Source organism: Clostridium sp. AF02-29 (assembly GCF_934835585.1).
Taxonomy (GTDB): Bacteria; Bacillota; Clostridia; order Lachnospirales; family Lachnospiraceae; genus Otoolea; species Otoolea fessa.
On record NZ_CAKVZK010000008.1, the window covers coordinates 41,629 to 56,392 of the forward strand.

Sequence of the window (14,764 nt, forward strand, 5' to 3'; positions counted from 1 at the left end):
TCAATAAATGTGATAATATCTTCCTGGTAAACACAAATGTATTTCTGGTGCGTACATAAGCGGAGATGGAATGGAAGAAAAGACAAAGTATTATCTGTTAAAGCAGAAAGCAGTGCCGGAAGTCCTTTTGAAGGTGGCGGAAGCGAAGAAGCTCATTGCGTCGGAAAAGGCGATGACGATTCAGGAGGCGACCGACCAGCTTGGGATCAGCCGGAGTTCCTTTTATAAGTATAAGGACGATATTTTTCCATTTTACGACAACGCCAAGGGCAAAACGATTACCATGGTGCTGCAGATGGATGATGAACAGGGACTTTTATCGGATCTTCTTCATATCGTAGCGATTTACAAGGCGAATATTCTGACGATTCATCAGAGTATTCCGGTCAACAATGTGGCGACGCTGACACTCAGCGTGGAAGTCCGCCCGGATACCGGAAATATATCGCATATGGTCGAAGAGATGGAAGAAAATTCGGGAGTACACAACGTAAAAATTATAGCCAGGGAGTAAAGATTATGATTCAGGTAGCAGTGATGGGCTATGGAACAATTGGTTCCGGAGTCGTAGAAGTATTAGAAATCAACAAAGACAAAATCACAGAAAAAACCGGCAAAGAGATTGCAGTAAAATATATTCTGGATCTGCGTGAATTTCCGGGTGATCCGCACGAAGCGCAGATTGTTCATGATTTTGAGATCATTGAAAAAGACGAAGAAGTAGAGATTGTTGTGGAGGCGATGGGCGGCGTCAATCCGGCATACAAGTTTGCAAAAGCGTGCCTGTTAGCCGGTAAGCACGTTGTGACTTCCAACAAGGCACTTGTAGCGGCACACGGCACCGAGCTTCTGGCGATTGCACGCGAGAAGAACTTAAACTTCCTCTTCGAAGCCAGCGTAGGCGGCGGCATCCCGCTTCTGCGTCCGCTGACCCAGTCTCTTGCAGGCGAGAAGATCGAGGAAATCAGCGGTATCTTAAACGGTACAACCAACTACATCCTTACCAAGATGGCAAGAGAAGGTCAGACCTTTGAGGAAGCCTTGAAGAAAGCGCAGGAACTCGGATATGCAGAGCGCAACCCGGAGGCAGACGTAGAAGGCTACGATACCTGCCGCAAGATCACGATTCTTACCTCACTGGCAACTGGAAAAGAAGTAAATTACGAAGATGTGCCGACCGAGGGCATCACAAAGATTACCGATACCGATTTCAAATATGCGGCAAAGCTGGGAACCTCGATTAAACTGTTTGGAACCAGCCGCATGGAAGGCAATAAAGCCAGTGTCTATGTATGCCCGATGATGATCGGACCGGATCATCCGCTTTTTGCAGTCAATGACGTATACAATGCAGTCATGGTTCGCGGCAATACACTTGGAACCGTCATGTTCTACGGCAGCGGCGCCGGAAAACTCCCGACCGCCAGTGCAGTCGTCAGCGACATCGTAGAGATCGCCGGACACATGGAAGACAACATCCCGACCGGCTGGACCGACGAAAAACAGCCAGTTGCACCGATGGGCGAAGTAACCTTCAGCTACTTCCTCCGACTGGCAGGCAAATCAGCCGACAAACTTGCCGATGTGCGTGCAGCCTTCGGTGAGGCAGAAACCATCGAACTCCCGGAGATGGACGAATTTGCGGTCGTAACCGGAGAAATGACCGAAGCACGCTTCCGGAAACTGGCAGCGGCATTCGAGGAAGATATCCGCCAGACAATTCGCTATACAAAATAGGATATAAAGTAAAAAGCACGCCAAAGTCATTCATGACGCGGTGTGCTTTTTAACGCAAGAAATACACAGAAAAAGGTCCCCTTGCCAATCATTTTATTGTAACGGACCAATCAAACTCTCATACAACTCCATTGCCTGATCAAAAAACGGCGCATATTGCGGATCCGTAATCATATGGTACACCTGGATCAGGCAGAAAAACTCAACTACTCCAAAGATGGTAGACATAACTCCCAGTATCAGCCCGACCACTGCGCTGCCGCGCCGCGGCTGTCCTTCCTCCTTGGAGAGGACAAACAGTACATTCGCCGACATTCCGAGCAGAATCGCGGCGGAAAAACTCAAAAACAGGGAGAAAAATGCGAAGATGCCGCACATCATTGACATCGTAGCATAGCGGCGCGAACGATTGCGCCGGGTTTCATTTGTATCTGAATGTTCCTTCGGAGAAGGTGTTTCATCGTAATAACTCATCGTATATCTAATCCTTTCATAACTGTGAAAAAAGAAAACAGCTACATCCTTTTCTGAAAATTAGAGACAGCCGCTGAATAGGGCAAAACAAAATCTATGCCCATCTGGCGGATTGAATCCGATAAAAGTGTATCATGAATAAAGCCGCTTGTCCAGTTAGGCATTGACTTGCGAAATATGCGCTGGAATGGTATGATTAAACAGCGTATTGATATTGAAGGAGAGTTTTTGCATGGATATTATACAGGCATTGAAAGAAGAGCTTCAGATAGGGAGAAATCAGGTCGAAGCGGCGGTAAAGCTGATCGATGAGGGAAACACGATCCCGTTCATCGCGCGCTACCGCAAGGAGGCGACCGGTTCCCTGAATGATGAGGTGCTGCGCCAGCTAGATGAGCGACTGCGTTATCTTCGGAATCTGGAGGATAAAAAGGAGCAGGTGATCGGTGCGATCCGCGCCCAGGAGAAGCTGACTCCGGCGCTGGAGAAACAGATCCGCGATGCGGCGACGCTGGTTGCGGTGGAAGATCTTTATCTTCCGTACCGCCCGAAACGGCGCACCCGTGCCGGAATTGCCCGTGAGAAAGGGCTGGAACCGTTAGCAGTCTGGATTTACAAGCAGGAAGCGGGCGGCAGCCTGGAGGCGGAGGCGGCGAAGTACGTGTCGGAAGAAAAGGGTGTTGCAGATGTTTCAGAGGCAATAGACGGCGCGCGTGATATTCTGGCTGAGCAGATCAGCGAGATGGCAAAATACCGCAACTACGCACGTAAAAAGACGATGCAGGACGGTCTTTTGGAGGCATCCGCAAAGGATGAGAAGATACAGTCGGTGTACGAGATGTACTATCATTTCTCCGAACCAGTCAAAAAGCTGGCGGGACATCGTGTGCTGGCGATCAACCGCGGTGAGAAAGAGAAGATTCTGAGCGTGAAGCTTATAGCGCCGGAGGAGCAGATTGTCCGGTATATGGAGAAACAGCTGATTATCCGCCCGGATGGGGATGCGGCGCGCGTGATGGAAGAAGTGATTCTGGACAGCTACCGCCGCCTGATCGGACCGGCGATCGAGCGCGAGATCCGCGCGGGGCTGACAGAAACGGCAGAGAACGGCGCGATTCAGGTATTTGGCAAGAACCTGGAACAGCTCCTGATGCAGCCGCCGATCGCAGGATGCGTGGTGCTCGGCTGGGATCCGGCATTCCGGACGGGCTGCAAGCTGGCAGTTGTGGATGAGACGGGAAAAGTGCTCGATACGACGGTCATTTACCCGACTGCGCCGCAGAACCGCGTGGAAGAGTCGAAGGAGATCGTGAAAAAGCTGATCCGCAAGTACGGCATTTCCCTGATCTCAGTGGGGAATGGTACGGCAAGCCGAGAATCTGAGCAGATCATCGTGGAACTCTTAAAAGAAATTCCGGAGAAAGTTCAGTATGTCATCGTCAATGAGGCGGGCGCGTCGGTTTATTCGGCGAGCAAGCTGGCGACGGAGGAATTTCCGCAGTTTGACGTCGGACAGAGAAGTGCGGCATCGATCGCGAGACGCCTGCAGGATCCGCTGGCGGAGCTGGTAAAAATTGATCCGAAATCCATTGGAGTCGGTCAGTACCAGCATGATATGAACCAGAAAAATTTAAGCGAGGCGCTGCAGGGCGTGGTGGAAACGTGCGTAAATAAGGTCGGCGTGGATCTGAATACGGCATCGGCGCCGCTGCTTGCCTATATTTCCGGCATTAACAAGACGATTGCGAAAAATATCGTGGCATATCGGGAGGAGAATGGCGCATTTTCAACGCGCCGTGAGCTTTTGAAGGTGGCGAAGCTGGGACCGAAGGCGTATGAACAGTGCGCCGGATTTATGCGGATCCAGGGCGGCAAGAATCCGCTCGATGCGACGAGTGTGCACCCGGAGAGCTATAAAGCAGCGGAGGCACTTTTAAAGCAGCTTGGACATGATCCGAAGGAGATCGCGGCGGGCGGCATCCGCAATATCCGCAAGGAGATCGCGGATACGGCAAAGCTGGCAAAAGAGCTTTCGATCGGCGAGCCGACCTTACTCGATATCGTGAGCGAGTTGGAAAAACCGGCGCGCGACCCGCGTGAGGAGATGCCGAAGCCGATTCTCCGCACGGATGTGCTGGAAATGAAGGATTTGAAGCCGGGCATGATTTTAAAAGGAACCGTGCGGAATGTCATTGATTTCGGTGCGTTTGTGGATATCGGCGTGCATCAGGATGGTCTGGTTCACGTGTCCCAGATGACAGACCGCTATATCAAGCATCCGCTGGAGGCGGTCAGCGTCGGGGATATCGTGGAGGTCAAGGTGCTGGCGGTTGATGTGGCGAAGAAGCGCATTTCGCTGACGATGAAAATCCGGGAGACGAAGTAAACCACGGCAGATTCAGTCGTTGGTTATAGGATGCAGGAGCGCTGACTGAAATGGGGCGGCGGATAAGGCATAGAAAATTAGGGAGAAGATAAAATGGACTTACGTGTAAAAATACAGCCAAAAGAGATTTTTATTTATTCGATGTACAATTTCTGGGCGGGACTGCGTGGAATCGGATGCATCATACTGACGGTGCTCGTTATTATTGCAGCGGCAGCCAGCGAGGAACGTCTGGGAACGCAGGTGACGAATCTGGTGATTCTGGGAGTGATTGCCTTGACAGGCTTTCAGATTTTTGCAATCTGGAAACAGGCAGAGCGCACCGCCGGGGATGCGAAAACGGGAGCTGAGATTGTATTTCACATTGGAGACGAGGGCATCCGTGCCCGCCAGGCGAACTGCAAGGGTGAGATCAGCTGGGATAAGCTGGTAAAAGTGAAAAAGATCGCGGGAATATATGTGCTTTACCTGGGTCGAGACAAGGCGTACCTGATGCCGAAGCGCGTGTTCAGAGGTTCGGAGGAGCAGATTTTTCTCAGTATGCTTACAAGAAATCTGCCGCAGGAAAAGAGAAGAGGAATTCGAGCATGATGATAGAAACAAACAGCCCGGAAGAGACGTATGCGTTTGGAAAAAAGCTTGGAATGGAAGCGCAGGCAGGGCAGGTGTATTGTTTGAATGGTGATCTGGGCGTAGGAAAGACGGTTTTTACGCAGGGGTTTGCCGCGGGACTTGGAATTCAGGAACCGGTCAACAGCCCGACTTTCACGATCGTGCAGGAGTACGACGATGGGCGCCTGCCGCTTTACCATTTTGATGTATATCGTCTCGGCGATGTGGACGAGATGGATGAGATTGGCTATGAGGACTATTTCTACGGCGAGGGTATCTGCCTGATCGAATGGTCGGAGCGCATCCGCGAGATCCTGCCGGAACATCCGATCCAGATCACGATTGAAAAGGATCTGGAAAAGGGCTTTGATTACCGGAAAATTTCAGTAAACGAGCAGTAGCCGGCGACAGGAGGAAAGAGAAAATGAGAATTTTGGGAATCGAAAGCGCATCCCTGGTGGCATCGGTTGCTATTGTTACGGATGATGTGATCACGGCGGAATATACGGTGAATCTGAAAAAAACGCATTCGCAGACACTTCTTCCGATGATTGATGAGATTGTGAAAATGCTGGAGGTGCCGTTGGAAAGCATCGATGCAATCGCAGTATCCGGCGGTCCGGGCTCTTTTACGGGGCTTCGGATTGGCTCTGCGACAGCGAAAGGACTGGGACTGGCGCTCAAGAAGCCGCTGATCCATGTGCCGACGATGGATGCGATGGGATATTGTCTGTACGGGGCTTCGGCGCTCATCTGCCCGATGCTGGATGCGAGACGGCAGCAGGTGTACACGGGACTCTATCGGTATGAAGAGAAGTTCGAGATTGTGAAAGAACAGTACATTACGGATATCCATGCGTTGATTGCCGAGTTAAATGAGCGCGGCGAGCGCGTGATTTTCCTGGGGGACGGTGTGCCGGTCAACCGGGCGGTGATCGAGGAAGAGATGAAGGTGCCGTATTCGTTTGCACCGGCACAGGCGAGCCGTCAGCGAGCTTCGGCGGTGGCAGCGCTTGGCGCAGTGTATCTGGCAGAGGGAAAGACTGAGACGGCAGCCGAGCACAAGCCGGATTATCTGCGGAAATCGCAGGCGGAGCGCGAGCGCGAGGTCGCAGAGCGCCAGGGCGAGATGGATAAGCTGGCAGCCGGTATTGTGGTTGTGGAGAAGAAATAATGGCGGCAGGAACGGGAACGCAAAAAGAGCTTCGTGTTCAGATAATGGATTTACAGCCGGGGGATCTTCCTGCGGTCCGGGCACTGGAACTGGAATGCTTTTCGGATGCATGGTCGGAGAAGCTTTTACAGGATCTGCTGACGAGCAGCTGGGATAAAGCCTGGGTGCTGAAAGAGGATGAAACCGTCTGTGGCTACAGCAATTTCCGCGTCATTGCCGGGGAAGGCGAGCTGATGCGGATCGCGGTTCACGGCGCGAGCCGGGGGCGCGGCTATGGGCGGCTTCTGATGGAACGGCTGTTAAGGGAAGCAGAGGAAGAAAACGTCGAGGATATCACCTTGGAGGTGCGTGCATCCAATGCCCCGGCGATTGCGCTGTATGAGGCGTATGGCTTTCAGAAAGAGGCGGTTCGGAAGAATTATTACAGCGGGCCGACGGAAGATGCGCTGATTTATTGGAAAAGAAGCGGAAAAAGCATTGACAGATGAAATGGAAATGAGTATACTGTTTAACAGATAAAAGCGTAACACTTTACAGTGTTAAATTAAAAGAAAAGAACGGTAGGAGGTTCATATGCTGAGTCAGGTATCTATTTTTGCAGAGAATAAGAAAGGACGTTTACAGAATATTACATCCCTTCTTCAGAAGGAGAATATTAACATCTGGGGTTCGATCACGAATGACAGTGCGGAGTACGGTATTATCCGTATGGTTGTTTCTAATCCAGAGCACGCGGAGAAAGTGCTGGCGGAAGCTGGTTATCTCTGCCGTCTGACAGAGGTGCTTGGCGTCGAACTGGATGACGAGGTCGGAGCACTCAACCGTCTGTTAATTTCCCTCGAAGAGAGCAATATCAATGTGGATTACCTGTATCTCTCCTTCAATCGTGATTCTGGCAAGCCGGTTATGGTGCTTCACACGGACGATGTGAGGGAGGTCAGCATCTGCCTGACATCGAAGGGATATAAGGTACTGTAAGTATTTCCAGCACTTTCCGCTTAAAAACCGGTATAAAAAACAGTATAATGATGGAGAAGCTGTGGAGGACATGGCTTCTCCATTTTGCGTATATAGAAGAGAAAGGCGAGGAGAGCATGAGAAAATATGGAGAGAGCGGCATTCTTCTGTCGGTTGTCTGCAACCGGTGCGGGAAGAAGCTGGCGGTGAAAGAAGGCATTCTGCGCGAAGGAGCGGCGCATTTTGATGTGGCATGGGACTATTTTTCGGAGAAAGATGGGGAGGTGCATCATTTTGATCTGTGCGAGGAGTGCTATGATGGAGTGACGCGGGAATTTCTGATTGAGGCAGATAAGGAGGAGAGGACGGAGCTATTGTAGAGTCGTGAGGGGGACGGAGAAACGCGGGACAGGCGGTGCGCTATCTGCGTCTCTCCTGTGAATTGGATTGCTGAATTTCTGGCTTGCAACATAGTATTTCTTTATGATATTATTAAATGATATGGGAGTTAGGAGAAAAGGTGTTTTGACAGCTTTTTGCGTGACTTTTAATTAAAAAGATTTATTATGAATCATTTATTTAATAGAAAAGAGGATGCTTCATGTTAGATGTATGTTTGCTGGGAACGGGCGGGATGATGCCGCTGCCGTATCGGTGGCTGACGGCTTTGATGGTCCGCTGCTCGGGCAGCAATTTGCTGATAGACTGCGGGGAAGGCACGCAGATTGCGTTGAAAGAAAAGGGCTGGAGCCCAAAGCCGGTGGATGTGATTTGTTTTACACATTATCACGCGGATCATATCAGCGGTCTGCCGGGACTTTTGTTGACGATGGGAAATGCGGAGCGGACGGAGCCGATCACGATGATTGGACCGAAGGGACTGGAACGCGTGGTGACGGCACTGCGGACGATCGCGCCGGAATTGCCGTTTCCGCTTGAGTTTATCGAGCTGACGGAGCCGAGACAGCAGCTTCAGATTGGACCGTATGTGATCGATGCGTACCGGGTCAACCATAATGTGACCTGTTATGGGTACTCGATTTCGATTCCGAGAAAGGGACGGTTCGATGTGGAACGCGCGCGGGCGCAGGAGATTCCGCAGAAGTTCTGGAGCCGCCTGCAGAAGGGGGAGACGATCGAGGAGGAAGGCAGAACGCTGACACCGGATATGGTGCTCGGAGGTGACCGGAAGGGAATCAAGGTGGCATACTGTACCGATACGAGACCGCTTCCGGTAATTGCGGAGTACGCGAAGGATGCGGATCTGTTTATCTGTGAAGGCATGTACGGCGAGGACGGGAAAGAAGCCAAGGCGAGAGAATACAAGCATATGACATTCCAGGAGGCGGCGCACCTGGCGAAGGAGGCCCAGCCGAAGGAAATGTGGCTGACTCATTACAGCCCGTCGCTCATCCGTCCGGATGATTATATGGATAAAGTGCGTGAGATATTCCCGAGAGCGAAAGCCGCCCGCGATGGCTGGACGGCAGAGCTGGGATTTGATGAGGAGTAAGGGCGATGCAGACGGAAGAAAAGAGAGAGAATATAGAAGAAAAGAAGGACGAACGGATGGAAATGCCAGTTTCAGGAGCATTGGAACGGGGACTAGGGAAAGCTCCGGTATCGGGGGCAGAGATTTCCGTGCATGATACAGAAAACGGACACCCATCAGAAGATGTTTACATTCTTGCAATCGAGAGTTCCTGTGATGAGACGGCAGCTTCAGTCGTGAAAAACGGACGTACCGTTCTTTCCAATATCATATCTTCCCAGATCGATCTTCACACGCTGTTTGGCGGCGTTGTGCCGGAGATTGCGTCGAGAAAGCATATCGAGAAGATCAACCAGGTTATTGAAGAGGCGCTGACAGAGGCACATATGAGTCTGGAGGAGATGACGGCGATTGCAGTTACCTACGGTCCAGGGCTGGTTGGCGCGCTTTTGGTCGGTGTGGCGGAAGCCAAAGCACTCGCGTATGCGGCGAAGAAGCCGCTGGTCGGCGTACACCATATCGAGGGGCACGTATCGGCAAATTTCATCGAAAATCCGGATCTGGAACCGCCGTTCATGTGCTTGATCGTGTCAGGCGGACATACACATCTGGTGATTGTGAAAGATTATGGCGAATTTGAGATTCTGGGACGCACCCGAGACGATGCAGCAGGCGAGGCGTTTGACAAGGTGGCACGCGCGGTCGGGCTCGGTTATCCGGGCGGCCCGAAGGTCGATAAGGCGGCAAAAGAGGGAAATCCACATGCGATTGAGTTTCCACGGGCAAAAGTGGGCGACAATCCATATGATTTCAGCTTCAGCGGCTTAAAATCGGCGGTCTTAAATTATATTAACCATGCGAAAATGATGGGTGAGGAGATCAACGTGCCGGATCTGGCGGCTTCGTTCCAGAATGCGGTTGTGGAAGTATTGGTATCGCGCACGATCGAGGCGGCGAAACAGCACGGCTATAAGCGCGTGGCGATCGCCGGCGGTGTGGCATCCAACTCCGCTCTCCGGGCGGGCATGGAGAAGGCCTGTAAAGAGGCGGGCATCCAGTTCTTCCATCCGTCACCGATCTTCTGTACGGACAATGCGGCGATGATCGGCGCGGCGGCGTACTATGAATATAAGAAGGGCGCGCGTGCAGGCTGGGATCTGAATGCGGTGCCGAATTTGAAGCTGGGCGAGAGATAATACAAATTTTTTCAGGAAGAATTGTTTTGCGGTTAGTTTTTTTAAAATATTGATTTGACAAAAAGTGGAAAAAGAGTGTTTTAAGAGATCGTTCTGGCATGGAGGAGAAACGAGATGGAACATACATTGGATCAATTTGGGAAAGAGAAAATTACACCGCATCCGACCCGCACCGCCGCTATCGTTCTGGCAGCCGGGCAGGGAAAACGGATGAAAAGCAAGATTCAGAAGCAGTTTCTCCTTCTGGAGGAAAAGCCGGTCATCTGGTATGCACTTCACGCGTTTGAGGAGAGCCGGGTCGATGATGTGATTCTGGTGACCGGGGCGGATGAGATCGCGTACTGCCGGGACGAGATTGTAGGAAAATATGGATTTTCCAAGGTGCGCGCTATCGTTGCGGGCGGAAAAGAGCGCTACCATTCGGTCTACGAGGGTTTAAAGGCGCTCGGCAGCCAGCTTTCCTATGGGGAGGGGGACTGCGTCCTGATTCATGACGGGGCGCGTCCGTTTGTGGATGAGTCGATGATTGAACGTATCGTATCAGATATACGAAGTTATAGCGCAGCAGTGGCAGGCATGCCGTCAAAGGATACGGTCAAGCTGGCGGATGCGGACGGATTTGCCTCTGTGACGCCGGAACGGGCGCATGTCTGGATGATTCAGACACCGCAGGGATTTACTTACCCGCTGATCCGCGCGGCGTATGACAAGATGATGAGTCGGGAAGAGTACCAGCAGGGAGTGACGGATGATGCGATGGTGGTCGAGACGATGACCGATCACAAGGTACGCCTGACCGAAGGGTCTTACCGGAATATCAAGGTGACAACGCCGGAGGATATGGAGGTTGCGGCTGCATTTTTAAAAAATAAAAAAAGTTAATAGGTCTATTGACAACCCTTGACTTCTATGTTATAGTACTTATCGTGTTTAACTGCCGAAGACAGCAGGTGCCGAAAGGCATAAGGTTAATACGCCTGCCGAGGGAACTGATATCGTTGTATATTTCTATCCCCCTGTCCTGCGAGTGACGGAGGGATTTTATTTTACAGAAAACGTTTACCAGGCGGTTATAGAAATAAAACAGGAGGTAAACCAATCATGGCAAAAGTTGAATTAAAGCAGCCGGTTGTTGCTGAAATCGCAGAATTATTCAACGGCGCTAAGGGCGCAGTAGTAGTTGACTACCGTGGACTGACAGTTGAGCAGGACACACAGCTCCGTAAGCAGTTAAGAGAAGCTGGTGTTACTTATAAAGTATATAAGAACACCATGATTCGTTTCGCTGCTAAGGGTACCGCGTTCGAGGCTCTGGAGCCGAATCTGGAGGGTCCGACCGCTCTGGCTGTATCCAAAGAGGATGCTACAGCTCCGGCAAGAATTTTAGCTGAGTTCGCTAAAAAAGCAGACAAGCTTGAGATCAAGGGCGGCGTTGTAGAGGATACTTACTACGATGCAAAGGGCATGCAGGTTATCGCAACCATCCCGTCCAGAGAAGTTCTTCTTGGAAAACTTCTTGGAAGCATGCAGTCTCCGATCACAAACTTCGCTCGTGTTATCAAACAGATCGCAGAGCAGCAGGAGGCATAAGACCCTTACCTGCAAAGCAGGGTGTAAGGTGCGTGAGAGCCGCATAGTAAAGCAAGAGGCCGCATAAGGCCGATTTAAAATTCAATCACAGGAGGAATATTAAAATGGCAAAGTTAACAACAGCTGAGTTCATTGAGGCAATCAAAGAATTATCCGTATTAGAGTTAAACGATTTAGTAAAAGCTTGCGAGGAAGAGTTCGGTGTATCCGCAGCAGCAGGCGTTGTTGTAGCAGCAGCAGGTGCAGCTGAGGCAGCAGAAGAGAAGACTGAGTTCGACGTAGAGCTGACAGAGGTTGGCCCGAACAAAGTTAAAGTTATCAAGGTAGTTCGTGAAGCTACAGGTCTTGGTCTGAAAGAGGCTAAGGAAGTAGTTGACGGTGCTCCGAAGGTAGTTAAGGCTGGCGCTTCCAAGGAAGAGGCTGAGGACATCAAGACTAAATTAGAGGCTGAAGGCGCTAAAGTTACCTTAAAGTAATTTAAGTAATTTCGCATAGAGCTAATTGCATTACAGATGGGGAGTCTGGCGTGTGCGTGAGCGCATGCCAGGCTCTTTTTATTTCATGGGAAATTGCGTCCTATGAAATAAAAAAACGCTCCGCGAAGATGCAGACTCTTTTTTAAACGGGGGAATCAAATCAAGATGGCAGAGAAGACAAGAAATGAAACGGCAGCAGATGAGGAACTTAAAACGCTTCGGGAACGGCTTAAGGCGTGCGAACTTCTGCTGATTGGGCTTGGAAGCGAATGGGAAAAGGCGGGAGGCGCGGAGGTACAGGAGGCATACCGGGCGCTGGCATCGATGACAGAGGGGAAGGATTATTTTATCGTGACAACCGCAAAGGATGCGCGCATCTTTGAAAGCTCGTTGGATGAAGCGAAAATCACGGCGCCGTGCGGTAATGTGAACTGGCTTCAGTGTTCGAAAGGCTGTACGAAGGATATCTGGGAGCGCGGCGAGGTGGCGGATGGTATCTGCCCGCACTGTGGGGCACCGCTGACAGAAAACACAGTTCTGGCGAATCCGTATATCGAGGAAGGTTATTTGAAAAGCTGGAATCTCTACCGGGAATGGCTGGCTGGAACCTTAAACCATGCGCTTCTGATTCTCGAGCTGGGAGTGGATTTCAAGACGCCGACCGTCATCCGCTGGCCCTTTGAAAAGACGGTCTTTTTTAACCGCAAATCGCATATGTATCGGATAAACCAGAAGTTTTACCAGATTGTCGGAGATATTCAGGAGAGGACCGTATCGATTCCGCAGAATTCGGTCGGCTTTATCCGCAATTTTGCTTCCTGCGATTGAGAGTCCACTTAGTTACTGGGCACGTATGCGTGAACAGTAACGTCCACTTATCTGCGGAGGGGACATTTGGGAAGCAAAACTTGAGAAACCGCTTCGATTGTGCTAAAATGGAACCATCGTTTGACAGAAAACGACAGAAAATGACATGGACGAGAGGATAGGGCAATGGGAGCAATCAGTAATGACTGGCTGGCTCCGCTCAGCGGAGAGTTTAAAAAGCCATATTACAGAAAGTTATACGATACTGTGAAACGGGAATATGAGACGCATGTTGTATATCCGGATGCGAATGATATTTTCAATGCATTTGATTTTACCCCTCTTTCCGAGGTAAAGGTGGTTATTTTAGGTCAGGATCCCTACCATGGTCCGGGACAGGCGCATGGGCTTTGCTTTTCGGTAAAGCCGGATGTGGAAATCCCGCCGTCCCTGGTGAATATTTATCAGGAATTGCACGATGATCTCGGCTGCTACATCCCGAACAATGGCTATCTGACGAAATGGGCGAAGCAGGGAGTCATGCTGCTGAACACAGTTCTGACCGTCCGCGCACATCAGGCAAATTCCCACCGTGGAATCGGCTGGGAGAAGTTTACGGACGCTGCGATCAAGATCTTAAATGAGCAGGACCGTCCGATGGTATTTATTCTGTGGGGACGTCCGGCACAAGCGAAGAAATCGATGCTTAATAATCCGAAGCATCTGATTCTCGAAGCACCGCATCCGAGCCCGCTGTCTGCGTACCGCGGATTTTTCGGCAGCCGCCCATTCAGCAAGACCAATGAATTTTTAAAAGAGCATGGTGTTGCCCCGATCGACTGGCAGATAGAAAACGTGTAGGAAGGAGCAGACATGAGTTTTGTTGAGATTTTAAAGGTAATTGTACTGGGAATCGTGGAAGGTTTCACGGAATGGCTTCCGATCAGCAGTACCGGGCATATGATTCTGGTGGATGAGATCATCCATCTGGATGTCAGCGAGGCGTACCGGGAAGTGTTTATGGTTGTCATCCAGCTGGGTGCGATTCTGGCGGTTATGGTGCTGTATTTCAATAAATTGAATCCGTTTTCACCGCACAAATCGATGGCGCAGAAGCGCGGTACAATCCGTTTGTGGATAAAAATTATTATAGCCTGCATTCCGGCAGCGGTGATTGGGCTTCCGCTTGACCATTTCATGGATAAGCTGATGAACGGCTATGTCGTAGCAGCGATGCTGATTCTCTACGGCGTTTTGTTTATCGTACTGGAAAATCGAAACGTGCACCGTCATTTTCCGATTGAGCGCGTGACGCAGATTTCGTTCCAGACAGCGGCGCTGATCGGCTGTTTCCAGGTGCTGGCGATGATTCCGGGTACTTCCCGTTCGGGCGCGACGATTCTGGGCGCGATGCTGATCGGCTGTTCACGTCCGGCGGCGGCAGAGTTTTCATTCTTCCTTGGGATTCCGGTTATGTTCGGTGCGAGTTTTTTAAAGATTGTGAAATTTTTCATTCAGGGCGGCGGATTTTCTTTCGCGGAGTTCATTTATCTGGTTCTTGGTATGGTGGTCGCATTTGGCGTGTCCGTGTACTCGATCAAGTTCCTGATGGGATATGTCCGCAAGCATGATTTCAAGTTTTTCGGATATTATCGGATTGTGCTTGGTATCGTGGTGCTGTCCTACTTTGGTATTTCGGCGCTAGTAGGTTAAAATGTACGCTCGGAGTCTTTCCTGCACTTGCTTTTGCGGCTGGCGGAAAGATTCCGAGAGCACATTAAATAGAAAAAGAGGATTCAGACCTGACAGAAATGCGGAGGTCTGGATCCTTTTTTGCGTTCATATAATACATGGAAGCGGAAA

The 14,764-nt window shown here is 50.7% G+C and carries 18 protein-coding genes and 1 other annotated feature; of the genes, 17 read left to right on the plus strand and 1 reads right to left on the minus strand.

All coding sequences use genetic code 11. The features are described 5' to 3' along the window. Nucleotides 1-70: 70 nt before the first annotated feature. Nucleotides 71-514: an ACT domain-containing protein gene (locus tag PUQ60_RS03600; RefSeq protein ID WP_273379200.1), complete on the plus strand. Its 444-nt coding sequence runs from the start codon at nt 71-73 to the stop codon at nt 512-514. Between the two features lie 5 nt (nt 515-519). Then, on the plus strand, nt 520-1,737 hold the full coding sequence (locus PUQ60_RS03605; RefSeq protein ID WP_273379201.1) for a homoserine dehydrogenase: 1,218 nt from the start codon (nt 520-522) through the stop codon (nt 1,735-1,737). Between the two features lie 93 nt (nt 1,738-1,830). Here PUQ60_RS03605 and PUQ60_RS03610 read toward each other — a convergent pair whose 3' ends face one another. After that, a complete protein-coding gene (locus PUQ60_RS03610) occupies nt 1,831-2,211 on the minus strand; it encodes a hypothetical protein (RefSeq protein WP_118492426.1) in 381 nt (126 codons plus the stop codon). 232 nt (nt 2,212-2,443) lie between these two features. On the opposite strand from PUQ60_RS03610, the gene PUQ60_RS03615 reads away from it, so the two are divergent. From PUQ60_RS03615 to PUQ60_RS03685, 15 genes are all read left to right on the plus strand, one after another. Beyond that, nucleotides 2,444-4,597, plus strand: coding sequence for a Tex family protein (locus PUQ60_RS03615; RefSeq protein ID WP_118652073.1), 2,154 nt, complete (start codon nt 2,444-2,446; stop codon nt 4,595-4,597). 93 nt (nt 4,598-4,690) lie between these two features. Beyond that, complete coding sequence (locus tag PUQ60_RS03620) at nt 4,691-5,188, plus strand: YcxB family protein (protein WP_273379204.1); 498 nt, start codon at nt 4,691-4,693, stop codon at nt 5,186-5,188. Continuing rightward, nucleotides 5,185-5,610: a tRNA (adenosine(37)-N6)-threonylcarbamoyltransferase complex ATPase subunit type 1 TsaE gene (tsaE, locus tag PUQ60_RS03625; RefSeq protein WP_022360622.1), complete on the plus strand. Its 426-nt coding sequence runs from the start codon at nt 5,185-5,187 to the stop codon at nt 5,608-5,610. Before PUQ60_RS03620 ends, tsaE begins: the two co-directional genes overlap by 4 nt. Nucleotides 5,611-5,633: 23 nt before the next feature. After that, complete coding sequence (tsaB, locus tag PUQ60_RS03630; RefSeq protein WP_273379207.1) at nt 5,634-6,383, plus strand: tRNA (adenosine(37)-N6)-threonylcarbamoyltransferase complex dimerization subunit type 1 TsaB; 750 nt, start codon at nt 5,634-5,636, stop codon at nt 6,381-6,383. After that, on the plus strand, nt 6,383-6,871 hold the full coding sequence (gene rimI / locus PUQ60_RS03635; protein WP_273379209.1) for a ribosomal protein S18-alanine N-acetyltransferase: 489 nt from the start codon (nt 6,383-6,385) through the stop codon (nt 6,869-6,871). Before tsaB ends, rimI begins: the two co-directional genes overlap by 1 nt. A gap of 85 nt (nt 6,872-6,956) precedes the next feature. Then, complete coding sequence (locus PUQ60_RS03640) at nt 6,957-7,361, plus strand: ACT domain protein (protein ID WP_022360619.1); 405 nt, start codon at nt 6,957-6,959, stop codon at nt 7,359-7,361. Nucleotides 7,362-7,477: 116 nt separating this feature from the next. Beyond that, nucleotides 7,478-7,720, plus strand: a complete 243-nt coding sequence (locus PUQ60_RS03645; protein WP_181357235.1) for a hypothetical protein — start codon at nt 7,478-7,480, stop codon at nt 7,718-7,720. A 221-nt stretch (nt 7,721-7,941) separates the two neighbouring features. Continuing rightward, on the plus strand, nt 7,942-8,853 hold the full coding sequence (locus tag PUQ60_RS03650) for a ribonuclease Z (protein WP_022360617.1): 912 nt from the start codon (nt 7,942-7,944) through the stop codon (nt 8,851-8,853). 5 nt (nt 8,854-8,858) lie between these two features. Further along, nucleotides 8,859-10,028: a tRNA (adenosine(37)-N6)-threonylcarbamoyltransferase complex transferase subunit TsaD gene (tsaD, locus tag PUQ60_RS03655; protein WP_273379213.1), complete on the plus strand. Its 1,170-nt coding sequence runs from the start codon at nt 8,859-8,861 to the stop codon at nt 10,026-10,028. 114 nt (nt 10,029-10,142) lie between these two features. Further along, nucleotides 10,143-10,910 (plus strand): 2-C-methyl-D-erythritol 4-phosphate cytidylyltransferase, encoded by a 768-nt coding sequence (gene ispD, locus PUQ60_RS03660; protein ID WP_273379215.1) that lies wholly within the window; start codon nt 10,143-10,145, stop codon nt 10,908-10,910. Nucleotides 10,911-10,947: 37 nt separating this feature from the next. Beyond that, nucleotides 10,948-11,082 (plus strand) — a sequence feature (ribosomal protein L10 leader region). A 47-nt stretch (nt 11,083-11,129) separates the two neighbouring features. Next, the gene (gene rplJ / locus PUQ60_RS03665) at nt 11,130-11,618 is read left to right on the plus strand and encodes a 50S ribosomal protein L10 (protein WP_022360614.1); all 489 of its coding nucleotides are present in this window, start codon (nt 11,130-11,132) and stop codon (nt 11,616-11,618) included. A gap of 104 nt (nt 11,619-11,722) precedes the next feature. Next, nucleotides 11,723-12,094, plus strand: a complete 372-nt coding sequence (gene rplL, locus PUQ60_RS03670; RefSeq protein WP_107001383.1) for a 50S ribosomal protein L7/L12 — start codon at nt 11,723-11,725, stop codon at nt 12,092-12,094. A gap of 165 nt (nt 12,095-12,259) precedes the next feature. Further along, on the plus strand, nt 12,260-12,922 hold the full coding sequence (locus tag PUQ60_RS03675) for a hypothetical protein (RefSeq protein WP_273379218.1): 663 nt from the start codon (nt 12,260-12,262) through the stop codon (nt 12,920-12,922). 165 nt (nt 12,923-13,087) lie between these two features. Then, entirely contained in the window at nt 13,088-13,762 is a 675-nt protein-coding gene (locus PUQ60_RS03680) for a uracil-DNA glycosylase (RefSeq protein WP_273379220.1), read from the plus strand. Between the two features lie 12 nt (nt 13,763-13,774). After that, nucleotides 13,775-14,614 carry an undecaprenyl-diphosphate phosphatase gene (locus PUQ60_RS03685; protein ID WP_022360611.1) on the plus strand — a complete coding sequence of 280 codons (840 nt, stop codon included), beginning with the start codon at nt 13,775-13,777 and terminating at the stop codon, nt 14,612-14,614. Nucleotides 14,615-14,764: the final 150 nt, after the last annotated feature.